Source organism: Stutzerimonas degradans (genome assembly GCF_024448505.1).
In the GTDB taxonomy this organism is placed as follows: Bacteria; Pseudomonadota; Gammaproteobacteria; order Pseudomonadales; family Pseudomonadaceae; genus Stutzerimonas; species Stutzerimonas degradans.
On record NZ_JAMOHV010000012.1, the window covers coordinates 113,147 to 127,452 of the forward strand.

At 59.7% G+C, this 14,306-nt stretch carries 11 protein-coding genes; 8 read left to right on the plus strand and 3 right to left on the minus strand.

Going from position 1 to position 14,306, the window contains the following annotated elements:
- The first annotated feature begins 145 nt into the window (after nt 1-145).
- Nucleotides 146-1,774 (plus strand): alpha-glucosidase, encoded by a 1,629-nt coding sequence (locus NAV27_RS15325; protein ID WP_102827755.1) that lies wholly within the window; start codon nt 146-148, stop codon nt 1,772-1,774.
- A 75-nt stretch (nt 1,775-1,849) separates the two neighbouring features.
- Nucleotides 1,850-2,965, plus strand: coding sequence for a maltose/maltodextrin ABC transporter ATP-binding protein MalK (gene malK, locus NAV27_RS15330; RefSeq protein WP_102827754.1), 1,116 nt, complete (start codon nt 1,850-1,852; stop codon nt 2,963-2,965).
- Between the two features lie 192 nt (nt 2,966-3,157).
- On the opposite strand, the gene NAV27_RS15335 is transcribed toward malK, so the two are convergent.
- Entirely contained in the window at nt 3,158-3,772 is a 615-nt protein-coding gene (locus NAV27_RS15335; RefSeq protein ID WP_102827753.1) for a LysE family translocator, read from the minus strand.
- A 260-nt stretch (nt 3,773-4,032) separates the two neighbouring features.
- Between NAV27_RS15335 and NAV27_RS15340 the strand changes: the two genes are divergently transcribed.
- From NAV27_RS15340 to NAV27_RS15360, 5 genes are all read left to right on the plus strand, one after another.
- Nucleotides 4,033-6,018, plus strand: coding sequence for a type I restriction-modification system subunit M (locus NAV27_RS15340; protein ID WP_102827752.1), 1,986 nt, complete (start codon nt 4,033-4,035; stop codon nt 6,016-6,018).
- Entirely contained in the window at nt 6,015-7,451 is a 1,437-nt protein-coding gene (locus NAV27_RS15345; RefSeq protein WP_083862540.1) for a restriction endonuclease subunit S, read from the plus strand. The genes NAV27_RS15340 and NAV27_RS15345 overlap by 4 nt, the downstream gene beginning before the upstream one ends.
- Nucleotides 7,452-7,919 (plus strand): virulence RhuM family protein, encoded by a 468-nt coding sequence (locus NAV27_RS15350; RefSeq protein WP_008569830.1) that lies wholly within the window; start codon nt 7,452-7,454, stop codon nt 7,917-7,919.
- Nucleotides 7,920-7,959: 40 nt separating this feature from the next.
- On the plus strand, nt 7,960-11,154 hold the full coding sequence (locus NAV27_RS15355; RefSeq protein WP_102827751.1) for a type I restriction endonuclease subunit R: 3,195 nt from the start codon (nt 7,960-7,962) through the stop codon (nt 11,152-11,154).
- 67 nt (nt 11,155-11,221) lie between these two features.
- Entirely contained in the window at nt 11,222-12,106 is an 885-nt protein-coding gene (locus NAV27_RS15360; protein WP_232249095.1) for a restriction endonuclease, read from the plus strand.
- Between the two features lie 336 nt (nt 12,107-12,442).
- On the opposite strand, the gene NAV27_RS19195 is transcribed toward NAV27_RS15360, so the two are convergent.
- Nucleotides 12,443-13,615 (minus strand): DUF1508 domain-containing protein, encoded by a 1,173-nt coding sequence (locus NAV27_RS19195; protein WP_102827748.1) that lies wholly within the window; start codon nt 13,613-13,615, stop codon nt 12,443-12,445.
- 62 nt (nt 13,616-13,677) lie between these two features.
- Nucleotides 13,678-13,914, minus strand: coding sequence for a DNA-binding protein (locus NAV27_RS15375; protein ID WP_081104932.1), 237 nt, complete (start codon nt 13,912-13,914; stop codon nt 13,678-13,680).
- Nucleotides 13,915-14,066: 152 nt separating this feature from the next.
- On the opposite strand from NAV27_RS15375, the gene NAV27_RS15380 reads away from it, so the two are divergent.
- A complete protein-coding gene (locus NAV27_RS15380; protein ID WP_014852368.1) occupies nt 14,067-14,285 on the plus strand; it encodes a hypothetical protein in 219 nt (72 codons plus the stop codon).
- The last annotated feature ends 21 nt before the right edge of the window (nt 14,286-14,306 follow it).

Below are 14,306 nucleotides of genomic sequence, written 5' to 3' on the forward strand. Positions count from 1 at the left end.
GGCTCGCTGTTGCCGTCTACGCCCTCGGCCAGCGGACCGTCTACGCCCGGCCCTTACGCCTGCAGGAGCCCGCCGCCGGAGGATGTTGCGACCGCTTGCCGCACCTAGAGTGACCCCGTCTTCACGCTCACTCAAGGTACGTGGTATGTCCGAGCAACTTCAGAACTGGTGGCGCGGCGGGGTGATCTATCAGGTCTACCCGCGCAGTTTCTTCGACAGCAACGGCGATGGCGTGGGCGACCTGCCCGGCGTGCTGCACAAGCTGGATTACATCGCCAGCCTCAACGTCGACGCCATCTGGCTGTCGCCGTTCTTCACCTCGCCGATGAAGGATTTCGGCTACGACGTGGCCGACTACCGCGGCGTCGATCCGCTGTTTGGCACGCTGGATGACTTCGTCCGGCTGGTGGAGGCCTGCCACGAACGCGGCATGCGCGTGCTGATCGACCAGGTGCTCAACCATTCCTCGGACCAGCACCCCTGGTTCGTCGAGAGCCGTTCCAGCCGCGACAACGACAAGGCCGACTGGTACGTCTGGGCCAACCCCAAGCCGGACGGCAGCGTGCCGAACAACTGGCTGTCGGTATTCGGCGGCCCGGCCTGGAGCTGGGACAGCCGGCGCCGGCAGTACTATCTGCACAATTTCCTCGCCAGCCAGCCGGACCTGAACTTCCACTGCCCGGCCGTGCAGGCGCAGCTGCTCGACGACATGGAGTTCTGGCTCAAGCTCGGCGTGGACGGCTTCCGCCTGGACGCGGCGAACTTCTACTTCCATGACGCCGAGCTGCGCGACAACCCGCCGAACAGTGAAATCCGCGAGGGCAGCATCGGTGTGCGCGCCGACAACCCCTACGCCTATCAGCGGCACATCTACGACAAGACGCGGCCGGAAAATCTGGAATTCCTCCGCCGTCTGCGTGCCTTGCTGCAGCGCTATCCCGGTGCCTCCTCGGTGGCCGAGATCGGCTGCGACGAATCGCTGCGCACCATGGCCGCCTACACCAGCGGCGGCGACACGCTGCACATGGCCTATTCGTTCGACCTGCTGACCGAGCAGTGCAGCCCGGCCTATATCCGTCGCACGGTGGAAGGCATCGAGCGCGAACTGGCCGATGGCTGGTCGTGCTGGTCCATGGGCAACCACGACGTCGTGCGGGTGATGACCCGCTGGGCCCTCAATGGTCGGCCCGATCCGGAGCGCGGTCGGCTGCTAATGGCGCTGCTGCTGTCCCTGCGCGGCAGCGTCTGCCTCTATCAGGGCGAGGAGTTGGGGCTGCCGGAAGCGGAACTGCGCTACGAGGATCTGGTCGATCCGTACGGCATCACCTTCTGGCCGGAATTCAAGGGCCGCGACGGCTGCCGCACGCCGATGCCCTGGGAGAGCGAGGCGCATCACGCCGGCTTTACCGGCAGCCAGCCGTGGCTGCCGGTGGACGACTCGCACCGCTCGCTGTCGGTGGCCGCGCAGGATGCCGACCCGCATTCGATGCTCAACTGCTACCGGCGCTTCCTCGGCTGGCGGCGCGAGCAGCGCCTGCTGATCGAGGGCGATATCCGCATGGTCTACCATGACGACGCCCTGCTGGTGTTCGAGCGCCGGCTGGGCGGGGAAGCCTGGCTCTGCCTGTTCAACCTCGGCGACCTACCGCGCAGCTACGAGCTGCCGGCGCAGGCGGTGCCGCTGGTGGACGTGCCGGCGAGCTTCGCCGAGTACGACGGTCATTGGGCGCGGCTGCCGGCGCATGGCTTCGGCTATGTGCGGCTAGCGCGGTAGGGAGCCGGCAGCGGCGGGGGGCCCGCCGCTGCGAACGAACGAAGTGCATGGCGACATCTACGGAGAACAACAACGATGGCCAGTGTCACGCTGCGCGACATCTGCAAGAGTTACGACGGTACGCCGATCACCCGGCATATCGACCTGGATATCGAGGACGGTGAGTTCGTCGTCTTCGTCGGTCCATCCGGCTGCGGCAAGTCCACGCTGCTGCGATTGATCGCCGGGCTGGAGGACATCACCTCGGGCGATCTGTACATCGGCAACCAGCGCGTCAACGACCTGCCGCCCAAGGACCGTTCGGTGGGCATGGTGTTCCAGTCCTACGCGCTCTACCCGCACATGACGGTAGCGGAGAACATGGCCTTCGGCCTCAAGCTCGCCAGCGTCGACAAGCGCGAGATCGCGCGCCGCGTCGAGGCGGCCGCGGCGATCCTGCAGCTGGACAAGCTGCTCGAACGCAAGCCCAAGGATCTTTCCGGTGGCCAGCGCCAGCGCGTCGCCATCGGCCGCACCATGGTCCGCGAACCGAAGGTGTTCCTGTTCGATGAACCCCTGTCGAACCTCGACGCCTTCCTCCGCGTGCAGATGCGCATCGAGATCGCCCGCCTGCACCAGCGCATCCGCTCCACCATGATCTACGTGACCCACGACCAGGTCGAAGCCATGACCCTGGCCGACAAGATCGTCGTGCTCAACGCCGGCGAGATCGCCCAGGTCGGCCAGCCGCTGCACCTTTATCACTACCCGAAGAACCGCTTCGTCGCCGGCTTCCTCGGCTCGCCGCAGATGAACTTCGTCGAGGTGCGGGCCATTTCCGCCAGTCCCGAGGCGGTCACCATCGAACTGCCCAGCGGCTACCCTCTGACCCTGCCGGTGGACGGCAGCGCCGTCAGCCCCGGCGACCCGCTCACCCTCGGCATCCGCCCCGAGCACTTCGTCATGCCGGACGAAGCCGACTTCACCTTCCACGGCCAGATCACCGTGGCCGAGCGGCTGGGCCAGTACAACCTGCTCTACCTCACCCTCGAGCGTCTGCAGGATGTCATCACCCTCTGCGTCGACGGCAACCTGCGCGTCACCGAGGGCGAGACCTTTGCCGCCGGCCTCAAGGCCGACAAGTGTCACCTGTTCCGCGCGAACGGCGAGGCGTGTGCGCGGCATTATCGGGAGCCGGCGATATATGGATGACTGAATCCGCCCCGCTGAACTGGCGGCAGGGTTGAACTAGGCCAGCTTTTATTACGCCTGATCGAGCGCGGCAAATCGGCTCGTTCAGGCTGCTCAGTGCCTACGCCATACAGAGCGGCACGGTCCGCCTGATCCGTTGACGCTGGAACCATTTCCGTGTGCGTTTGCTCGGCGCGTCAAAGGTCTGGGAATTCATCTATCGGCCAAGGCCAGGTTCACACCGAGACCGGCAAATGATGCCGCGAAGCTCCGGCGCAACCAGGCCTGAACGCACTGCGACTCAATGACTGCCTTGCGAAAGGCCTGCGCCAGCAGGCCGTAGACGGTAAAGATCGCGAATGTCATCAGCATGAATGTCGCGCTGAGGCCGAGCAGCTGTCCAAGCTCGTCACCCGCGCCCGGCCGGATGAATTGCGGCAGAAAGGCCAAGAAGAAAATGGTCAGTTTCGGGTTCAGCAGATTGACCAGCAGCGCCTTGGCAACCAGCGATCGAACCCTGAGTGGTTCACTATCGCCGCCCACCGCCAGCGCGGAACGGTCACGCCAGGTGGCGTAGGCGAGATAGAGCAGGTAGGCGGCACCGGCATAACGCAGAGTCTCGAAGACCAGTGCACTGGAATGCAGGATCGCCGCGACACCGAGAATGGTCGCCAGCAGATGCGGCAGAATCCCGAGCGTACAGGCAGTCGCGGCCAGAATACCGGCGCGACGCCCATGCATCAGCGCCGTCGAAACCGTATAGATCACCCCTGCGCCGGGTATCAGCACGACAACCAGACAGGTAATCAGGTATTCGAGGCTGGGCATAGAGACTCCTTGCTACGGGGCGGTTGGAATGAACCAGCATAGAGCACTCGTCGAGACTATCCGGGCCGGGCGCTGATTGAACTGCGTATGGACGGGTTGAAGAGGTTTGAAACAGCACTCCCCGAGAGGCTGGCCGCTGTTGCGTGTCGCCCCATCGGGCAGCGCGATGCCGACAGGGGAGAGCGCCTGCATCGACCTCACCTGGTGGCGCCCAGCGGGGTAAAGTAACGGCTTTTGCCGATCCCCCTTGGAGCTGTTGCGTGAACACGGAAAATCATTCCCAGACGGCCGCCTTTCTCTGGTCCATCGCCGACCTGCTGCGCGGTGATTTCAAGCAGTCCCAGTACGGCCGCATCATCCTGCCGTTCACCCTGCTGCGGCGGATGGAATGTGTGCTGGCGCCGACCAAGGATGAGGTGATCAAGCAGACCTTTGCGCAGGAAGGCCGCCCGGATTCCGTGCGCGAAATGATTCTGCTGCGCGCGACAGGTGGATTGCAGTTCTTCAACGCCTCACCTCTGACCCTCGGCACCCTGTCCGACACCCAGACCGCCGCCGACCTGATGAGTTACGTGCAGTCCTTCAGCAAGGACGCCCGCGAGATTTTCGAGCACTTCCACTTCGAGGATTTCGTCCAGCAGCTGGCCAGTGCCAACCTGCTGTACCAGGTGGTGCAGCGCTTCGCCGCCACCGACCTCAGCCCCGAGCGCATCAGCAACTTCGGCATGGGCATCATCTTCGAGGAGCTGATCCGCAAGTTCGCCGAAAGCTCCAACGAAACCGCCGGGGAACACTTCACCCCGCGCGATATCGTGCACCTCACCACCTCGCTGGTGATCACCGGGCAGGACGGCAAGCTCGCGCCCAACAGCATCGTCACCATCTATGACCCGACCGCGGGCACCGGCGGCTTCCTCTCCGAGGGCGACGAATACATCCAGTCCATCAGCGACAAGGTCACCGTGTCGCTGCACGGCCAGGAGCTCAACCCCGAGTCCTACGCCATCTGCAAGGCGGACATGCTGATCAAGGGGCAGAAGGTCGAGAACATAAAACTCGGCAATACCCTGTCCAATGACCAACTGGCGGGCCCCGAACATCACTTCGACTTCATGCTCAGCAACCCGCCGTTCGGCGTGGAGTGGAAGAAGGTGCAGAAGCAGATCACCGACGAGCACAGCCACAAGGGCTTCGACGGCCGCTTCGGCCCCGGCCTGCCGCGCGTGTCCGATGGTTCGCTGCTGTTCCTGCTGCACCTGGTCAGCAAGATGCGTGACCCGCGCGACGGCGGCTCGCGCATCGGCATCATCCTCAACGGCTCGCCGCTGTTCACCGGCGGCGCGGGTTCAGGCGAGTCGGAGATTCGCCGTTACCTGCTGCAGAACGATCTGGTCGAAGCCATCGTCGCGCTGCCGACGGACATGTTCTACAACACCGGCATCGCCACCTACGTGTGGATTCTCTCCAACCACAAGGCCGAGGTGCGCAAGGGCAAGGTGCAGCTGATCGACGGCAGCCAGCACTTCGCCAAGATGCGCAAGTCGCTGGGCAGCAAGCGCCAGTACATCACCGAGGAGCAGATCGAAGAGCTGGTGCGCCTCTATGGCCGCTTCGAGGCCACGGCGCAGAGCAAGATCTTCCCCATCGAGGCCTTCGGCTACCGCCGCATCACCGTAGAGCGCCCGCTGCGCCTGAACTTCCAGACCAGCGCCGAGCGCATTCAAAAGGTGCGGGAAGAAAAGGCCATCCAGAAACTCGAACCCGCCGCGCAGCAACAGCTCACCGAGGCACTACAGGCGATGGACGCCAGCGTGCTGCACCGCAACCGCGAGCAGTTCAGCAAGCTGCTGAAGAAGACCCTGAGCGCCCACGGCATTTCCCTCGCCACCGCAGAACTCAAGGCGTTGCTCAACGCCCTGAGCGAACGCGACCCCGAGGCGGATATCTGCACCACCAAGGGCCAGCCCGAAGCCGACGCCGGCCTGCGCGACAACGAGAACGTGCCGCTGGGCGAGTCGGTGTACGACTACTTCGAGCGCGAAGTAAAACCCCATGTGCCGGATGCCTGGATCGACGAAAGCAAGACGGACGCGCAGGAGGGCGAAGTCGGCGTGGTCGGCTTCGAGATTCCCTTCAACCGGCACTTCTATGTGTTTCAGCCACCGCGCCCGCTGGAAGAGATCGACCGCGACCTGAAAGCCTGTACCGACCGCATCAAGCAGATGATCGAGGGGCTGTCTGCATGACAAATTTGTCCGGAACAAATTTGAACAACGGCGCAGCCGTTGGCCCGCAGGGCGAGGGCAGGGAAAGTCCGAGTAGATTTCCGAAGTATCAGGCGTACAAGAATTCTGGGGTGGAGTGGTTGGGTGAGGTGCCTAACGACTGGCTTGTAAAGCGTTACAAGCAAGTATTTTCTGAGAGAGGGGAACGCAGTCTCGACGGCTCAGAAGAGCTGATGTCTGTCTCAGCGTATTACGGTGTTAAACCAAGAGCCGAGACGCTGGATGAGGGTGATCACCTTAGTCGCGCTGAATCACTTGAGGGCTACAAGATCTGTCGTGAGAACGATCTTGTGATGAATATCATGCTGGCATGGAATAGAGGGCTAGGTTTCGCTTGGCAAGATGGAATTGTCAGTCCGGCGTATAGCGTCTTCCATGTCATCGACGGTTCGACTCCAAAGTATCTCGATTATCTGGTTCGCTCAGATGAGGTAATCCGGTACTTCAAGGCCTATTCGGCAGGCGTCATTGATTCACGGCTACGGCTTTATCCAGAAACCTTTGGTCGTCTGTATGTAGCTATCCCGCCCGTCGCAGAACAAACCCAAATCGCCCGCTTCCTCGACCACGAAACCGCCCGCATCGACGCTCTGATCGAAGAGCAGCAGCGCCTGATCGACCTGCTCAAGGAAAAGCGCCAGGCCGTGATCTCCCACGCCGTCACCAAAGGCCTCGACCCGACGGTGCCGATGAAAGACTCCGGCGTGGAGTGGCTGGGTGAAGTGCCGGCGCATTGGACTGTGACAAAGCTGAAGTTCATGACAGATCAGGTTGTGGACTGTCCGCATGAAACCCCTATTTATGATCCAGATGGTGATTATCTTGTAATTAGGACGGCAGACATTGACCAAGGCGTACTGAAGCCCGAGCAGATGTATCGATTAGATCGAGAGCAGTACATCCATCGCACCCGTCGTATGGGCCTTGAGAAAAATGACGTTGTATATAGCCGTGAAGGCGAGCGTTGGGGGCATGCAGCTTTGATTCCCCAGGATGACCTGTATGCGCTTGGACAACGGATGATGCAACTGCGTGTCTGCGGCAGTGTTTGTCCTGAGTTCTTTATGTATCAGCTAAATTCTGTCACCACATATAGGCAAGGTGAGGTTGATACGGTTGGCGCAACAGCCCCACATGTGAATATTTCAACGGTTATTAACTATTGCCTGATGCGGCCGCCAATAGCTGAGCAAAGAGAAATTTCCCAGTATTTGAGCAAGACTCTAGGCGGCCTAGATTGTTTGCTCGGCGAGTCACTTGAGATGAAGGGACTGCTTCAAGAGCGCCGCTCCGCCCTAATCTCCGCCGCCGTCACCGGCAAAATCGACGTGCGCGGCTGGCAGCCACCGGCCAGCACCCAAGCCGCCGAAACTGCCGTAGCCGAGGCCGTATAAATGGCAGACAGCCAGGAAGCGCCCTATCAGCCTGCCATGAGGCAGCAGATTCAGCTGTTTACCTCGGCCGACGGCCAGGCGCAGCTGCAGGTCGCCCTGGAGCACGACACGCTGTGGTTGAGCCAGGCGCAAATGGGCGAGCTGTTCGACACCACGCCTGAAAACGTGCTGATGCACCTGAAAAACATCTTTAACGACGGCGAATTGGCCGAGCTGGCAACCACTAAGGATTTCTTAGTGGTTCGTCAGGAAGGTGCCCGCCAGGTGCGTCGAGGCATCAAGCACTACAGCCTGGATGCCATCATCTCGAGTTGCAGCGCGATGCAGTTGTTGCAAAAAAGGCAACAACTGCCGGTGATGGAAAAACTACCAAGTCGAGCACTTCAATCTCGACGCCATGATTGTGGTGGGACAAAAGAATTAATGGTGCGCCTGGTGGAGCATTTCGTGCTGCTGAGGCCGCTGTAAGAACAACACGCACATTGCCGAGCAAGGAGCAGAGAGCGTTATGGCGGATAGCCGGGAAGTCCAGTTTCAACAAGACATCATCACCGCCATGGTCGCCCAGGGCTGGCTCACCGGCCCTGCCAGCGGCTATGACCGGCGCACGGCACTGTATACCGAGGACTTTCTCGGTTACTTCAAGGACGCCTGGCCGGAGCGCTGGGACAAGTTCGCCAAGGCCAACCCGAACAACCCGGACGAGGTGCTGGTACAGAAGCTGGTGCGCGAGCTGGAGCAGAGCGGCACGCTGGATGTGCTGCGCCACGGCTTCAAGCTGCCGGCGGTGAAGGTGGAGCTGTGCAGCTTCAAGCCCGACCACGGCATGAACCCAGACACGCTCAAGCGCTACGGGTGCAACCGCCTGCGCGTGGTGCCGGAGGTGTCCTATTCGCCCCATGCGCGTGAGGCCGGCAGCAGCGGGCAGAGCTACAACCCGCGTCTGGACCTGGTTCTGTTCGTCAACGGTATTCCCACCGCCACGCTGGAACTGAAAAGCGAGTTCAAGCAGTCGGTGGAAAACGCCAAGCGCCAGTACCGCTACGACCGCCCGGTAAAAGACCCGCTGACTCGCAAGCCCGAGCCGCTGCTGACGTTCAAACGCGGCGCGCTGGTGCATTTCGCAGTCGGCCAGAACGAGGTGGCGATGACCACCAAGCTGGACGGCAAGGACACCTTCTTCCTGCCGTTCAACCTCGGCAGCGCGGAAGGCGGCGCAGGCAACCCGCCGCCGCCCGACGACAGCCAGTACGCCACTGGCTACTTGTGGCAGCAATTGTTCCAGCCGGATGCCTGGCTCAAGGTGCTCGGACGCTTCCTGCACCTGGACAAGAAAACCAGCGAGGGCTTCGACGGCACGCTGACCACTAGGGAAACGATGATCTTCCCGCGCTACCACCAGTGGGATGTGGTCAATCAGCTGATCGAAACCACCCACGCCGAAGGGCCGGGCAAGCGTTACCTGATCCAGCACAGCGCCGGTTCCGGCAAGTCCAACTCCATCGCCTGGACCGCCCACCAGCTCGCCTCGATGTACAGCGATGACGGCCAGCGGCTGTTCAGCTCGGTGATCGTGGTCACCGACCGCACGGTGCTGGATAGCCAGCTGCAGAACACCATCTACCAGTTCGAGCACGCTCAAGGCGTGGTGCGGCCGATCACCCGCGACGTCGGCAACCAGAGCAAGTCCGAGCAATTGGCCGAGGCGCTGGCCGAGCAGACGCGCATCATCATCGTCACCATCCAGACCTTCCCGGCGCTGTTTGACGCGCTGGAGAAATACCCCAAGCTCGCCTCGGGGCGCTATGCGGTAATCGCCGACGAGGCGCATTCGTCGCAGACCGGCTCCTCGGCCAGCAAGCTCAAGCAGATTCTCGGCAGCGATGCGCTCGATGCCGAAGAGATCAGCGCCGAAGACCTGCTGGACGCCGCCGTACAGGCGCGCCAGCCGAACGAGCGCATCAGCTACTACGCCTTCACCGCCACGCCCAAGGCGAAGACCCTGGAGCTGTTCGGCCGCGTGCCCGACCCGACGCTGCCACCCAGTGCCAGCAACAAGCCCGAAGCCTTCCATCTGTATTCCATGCGCCAGGCCATCGAGGAAGGCTTCATCCTCGATGTGCTGCAGAACTACACCACCTACAGCACTGCCTGGAAGATCGCCCACCCGGACGGCGAAGACGACGAGGTGGATTCGAAAAAGGCACGCATGAAGCTGGCGCGCTGGGTGCGGCTGCATCCGTACAACATCGACAAGAAGGTCGAGATCATCGTCGAGCATTTCCGCGCCAACATTCGCCACCTGCTCGGTGGCCAGGCCAAGGCCATGGTGGTGACCAGCAGCCGGCAGGAGGCGGTGCGCTACCAGTTGGCGGTGAAGGCCTACGTGCAGCAGATGGGCTACGCCGACGTGCATCCGCTGGTGGCGTTTTCCGGCAGCGTATTGCCGGACGAGGTGATCCCCGAGGAAGTGACGGAAAGCAGCAGCCTGCTCAACGCCGGCCTGAATGGCCGCGATTTGGCCGAGGCGTTCGACACCCAGGACTTCAACGTGATGATCGCCGCCAACAAGTACCAGACCGGCTTCGACCAGCCCAAGCTGTGCGCCATGTACGTGGACAAGAAACTGCAGGGCGTGGATTGCGTGCAGACGCTGTCGCGGCTGAACCGCACTTTCCCGGCCAAGCAGACCTTCATCCTCGACTTCTTCAACGAGCCGCAGGACATCCTCGACGCCTTCCTGCCGTACTACACCAAGGCCGAGCTGAGCGACGTCACCGACCCGCAGATCATCTACGACCTGCAGAAAAAGCTGGATGCAGAAGGGATCTATCACTGGCAGGAGGTCGAGGCGTTCGCCCTGGCCTTCTTCGACCCGAAAGCGGCAGCCAGCAAGCTCAGCTACTACTGCCAGCCGGCCAAGGAACGCTTCGCCAAGCGTTACGCCTTCAGCGTCGAATCGCGCCAGCAGGCGCTGGATTACAAGCGCACCGCCGAAGCCAACTGCGACAGTGCCGGGCTGAAGAAAGCCGAGCACCTGCTGAAGGAGGCCGGCGAGCAGGTGGACCAGCTCGACCTGTTCCGCAAGAACCTGCAGAGCTTTGTGCGCCTGTACGAATTCCTTTCGCAGATCGTCCCCTACGAGGATCGCGAACTGGAGCAGCTCTGCGTATTCGCCAAGCACCTGCACCCGTTGTTGAGGGTCGACCGCCTGCAACAGGACGACGTGGATGTCGGCGAGCTGCAGTTGACTCACTACCGGCTGAGCAAGCGCGCCGAGCACCAGCTGCGTCTTAGCGAGGAGGGCGGTGACTACACGCTCAAGCCTGGCAGCGATGTGGGCAGTGGCAAGCCACACGATCCGGAGAAGAAGCGCCTGTCAGAGATCATCGAGGCGCTCAACGAAATTTTCGGTGCGGACACACACGATGACGACCAGCTTCATTTTGCTGCGGGCATCACTGAACGTCTCTCGCGCCAGGATGATTTGATGGCGCAGGTGAGCAACCACTCGATCGATCAAGTGATGCACGGGCTGCTGCCCAAACGGGTAATCGATACCGTGCTGGATGCCATCACCGACAACGAAAAGATGTCGTTGGGCGTGCTGGATAACGAGACCAAGAGTCGAGCGTTTGTGCTGGTGGTCTACAAAATGCTGAAGGCGCTGGCTGGCGGGGATCGTCCGTCGGCCGGTTTGTGAGTTCCTTTCAACTACACAGCGCTTAGGAGAAATGCACAGGATGGCAATTCCGGATTTTCAAAGTGTCATGCGACCGGTGCTGCAGGCGGTTGGCGACGGCGTGCCGTTGCCGCTCAGCGCCCTGCGTGTGCGCATCGCCGATGTATTCCAGCTAACGGAAGAAGAGCGCAAGGAACGGCTGCCTTCGGGGAATCAGACCGTGATCAACAACCGGGTGGGCTGGGCCAGAACCTATCTGAACAAGGCTGGCCTGCTGACGATTCCGAGCAAGGGAATGGTGCAGATAACCGACCGGGGGCGGGAGGCGCTTGCCAGTGGCCCGGCGCGAATCACCGTGAGCTGGCTGAAGCAGTTTCCTGAGTTCGCCGATTTCCATACGGCTAAACCTCAGGTGCCAGATGCCGCCGTCGTTGTAGGCAGCGATCTGGCCGAAACTACGCCGGATGAGCAGTTGGCCGAAGCCTATCAGGCGTTGCAGCAATCCCTGGCAGACGAACTGCTGGCGCAGGTGCGGGCTGCTACGCCGAGCTTCTTCGAGCAGGTGGTGGTCGATCTGATGATCGCCATGGGCTACGGCGGCTCGCGAAAGGAGGCCGGCAAAGCGACCCAGCTCACCAACGACGATGGTATCGACGGCATCATCAAGGAAGACAAGCTCGGGCTGGATGTGATCTACCTGCAAGCCAAGCGCTGGGCCAACACCGTGCACCGCCCGGAGATCGACAAGTTCATCGGCGCACTGACGCGAAAGCGGGCACGCAAAGGCGTATTCATCACCACATCGGACTTTTCTACTGGCGCGAAGGATGCGGCGCTCGGTCTGGATATCAAGGTCGTACTGATCGACGGCATCGAGCTCGCCCGCCTGATGGTCGAACACAACCTCGGCGTGAGCGTGAAGCAGGTGTATGAGGTCAAGCAGATCGACAGCGACTACTTTTCCGAGGAGTGACTACGCCTGCGCTGTGAGGACCAGCGCTCACGTGACTAGTGTGCGGCCCAGAGCTGCGAGCAATGCCAATAGAGATTCAGACGCGTATCGAGGTAAAAGCGCAGGACTGTTTGCTGAGGACCTTCGACCGTCTTTCGACAGCGCAAAGAAAAAGCCCCGAGAATCTCAAGATTCTCGGGGCTTTGTGTTTGGTGGGCCGGGGGGATTTGAACCCCAATTTTTTCTCCGCGTTGATCTGCAAAGCCCGGCATTACTGGGTTTGCTGTCTCGATTTCCCCGCATTTGCCAGCGTTGCTCTGCAATGATTTCGACAGTTTTTCGACATGAAATATAACGTCATATCTCCTTGTAGCTTTCTTTGATAAAGCTCGCTACGTGTTCAATTTCGGGAAAAATTGATGACCTGCTGATTCCTAAATATTCTAGCTGCTTAAGTATTTTTTTCTTATATTGAGATGCGATTAGTAATCTGTTTTCGTCTCTTGAAATAAGGTATTCGCTAGGGATTTCTGCGGGACGTGTTTTATCTTTTCCCATTCCGAAGAGAAAGAACGCGCCACCTTGTTTTATTATTCTAGGATTATCTAAGATTGGTTTGACACACAAAACGGCACCCATATCTTCTGGCCTGACTCTTGCCTCGAAGTACGGTTTTTCTCTTTGTATCTCCCGTACAAGGCTCTGAACCTCGTATTGGTCGTTAAATTCTTTCAGATTTTTCTTTGTATTAACTGAAAACTCTGGCGGCATTCTACTTATATTTGATACCACGCTAACAGCGTCGCTATCGCAATATTTTATATCAGTTTTTTTGACGGAAAAAACAATAACTTCGCCGTCTTTGCTAGTGGTGTCGGCACATGCAAAGTAAAGGGCTACCAAGGGGTTCGAAGTTATATCTAGCAATCTCGTGGGCAGTGAGTAGTGCTGCATTTTAACTAGCGAGTTAAACATTGAGCGCGATGAGTTGAATTCCTCCGGGCATCGCAGCACTACCTCATGAAACATTACGTGCTCATTCGATATCCAGCCGGGCTCCCTAAAGACGCTTGGGGCAAGGTTATAATTGGCGTCATCATGCCCTCTATAAAAAAGCACAAAGTTTGGATCAATAGCGATTTCGCCAATTAGCTTAAGAAATGTTGTTACGCTTCCAATCTTTTCAATATTTGTCGATTTTGAGAGATCTTGTGTTCCGCTTTCGGAAGCATGCCGTATGACCTCAGCCACTCCTCGGTACGCGGATTCCCGACTTCTGTACATCTGGCTTTGACCGATGACTTGGCCATTAGCTGCCTTCAGAGTGAAATAAAATCCGCCGTTGCTCGCTTCCGTTATATGGAATGCGCGTTCTTGTGTAACATAGTTCTTAACAGTAGAGATTGCATTAAGCGCTGATTCTTTGTGCTTATATGATTCACTGACGAGAAGTACTTGCCCCTTAGTTCCAAGAAGACTGAAATGGTACGTGCCATTCTTGGATTGTGTTATTTGGAATTTTCCAAGCATCTATTAGCGTCCTTGAGTCGTGTTCCGGGCATACCATCGCCTAGCTACTTTCCGTGTGATTGCTATCCCGCGCTGGGTTGGCTCAAGTTTCGGTTGGCCTCGTCATAGGCCGGGCTGGTCTGTCCGATCTCCGGGGCAATCTGCCCGCTGGCCAGCCATAGGGCGTACTGGGGGTAGATCTTCACTAGTACGTCTATCTCGTCTGCGCTTACGCGCACCGCGCCTTTGCTGACGTTCCGCCAGCGCTCGTAATCGCCACCTTGTTCGCTTGCCCGCTTGGGGCCGATCAGCTTGAGCAACGCGCGTGCTCTATCGGATGCGCTGTGCATGCAGAAAAATTTTCCTGAGTAGCTATTGCTCCATCATGCAAGATGGGTAACAATCGCTCTATGGGTAGTTGTTACCCATTGGTTGGTTGGTTATCAAAGCCGAACATAGTGGAGTAAAGCGGATGGATACGGAAGGTTTTGACCCGCAAAAGCTGCACGGCGCCCCGCCCCTGATGCCGTGGCCGAAGTTCGCCGAGTGGATCGGCATGGGCGACGAACCCATCGTGGTACGCACCTGGTTGGAACGCGGCTACCTGCCGTCGCAGAAGGTAGGCAAGCGCACGATGGTCAACGTAGCCCTGCTGCATCAGCAGCTTCTCGAACAGGAGTGGACGCTATGAGCAAGGCAGACGACAGCCTGG

Bases quoted from the DNA above. Each gene is read 5' to 3' on its own strand.
- NAV27_RS15325 (WP_102827755.1), top strand. From the start codon at position 146: ATGTCCGAGCAACTTCAGAACTGGTGGCGCGGCGGGGTGATCTATCAG.
- malK (WP_102827754.1), top strand. From the start codon at position 1,850: ATGGCCAGTGTCACGCTGCGCGACATCTGCAAGAGTTACGACGGTACG.
- NAV27_RS15335 (WP_102827753.1), bottom strand. From the start codon at position 3,772: ATGCCCAGCCTCGAATACCTGATTACCTGTCTGGTTGTCGTGCTGATA.
- NAV27_RS15345 (WP_083862540.1), top strand. From the start codon at position 6,015: ATGACAAATTTGTCCGGAACAAATTTGAACAACGGCGCAGCCGTTGGC.
- NAV27_RS15350 (WP_008569830.1), top strand. From the start codon at position 7,452: ATGGCAGACAGCCAGGAAGCGCCCTATCAGCCTGCCATGAGGCAGCAG.
- NAV27_RS15355 (WP_102827751.1), top strand. From the start codon at position 7,960: ATGGCGGATAGCCGGGAAGTCCAGTTTCAACAAGACATCATCACCGCC.
- NAV27_RS15360 (WP_232249095.1), top strand. From the start codon at position 11,222: ATGCGACCGGTGCTGCAGGCGGTTGGCGACGGCGTGCCGTTGCCGCTC.
- NAV27_RS19195 (WP_102827748.1), bottom strand. From the start codon at position 13,615: ATGCTTGGAAAATTCCAAATAACACAATCCAAGAATGGCACGTACCAT.
- NAV27_RS15380 (WP_014852368.1), top strand. From the start codon at position 14,067: ATGGATACGGAAGGTTTTGACCCGCAAAAGCTGCACGGCGCCCCGCCC.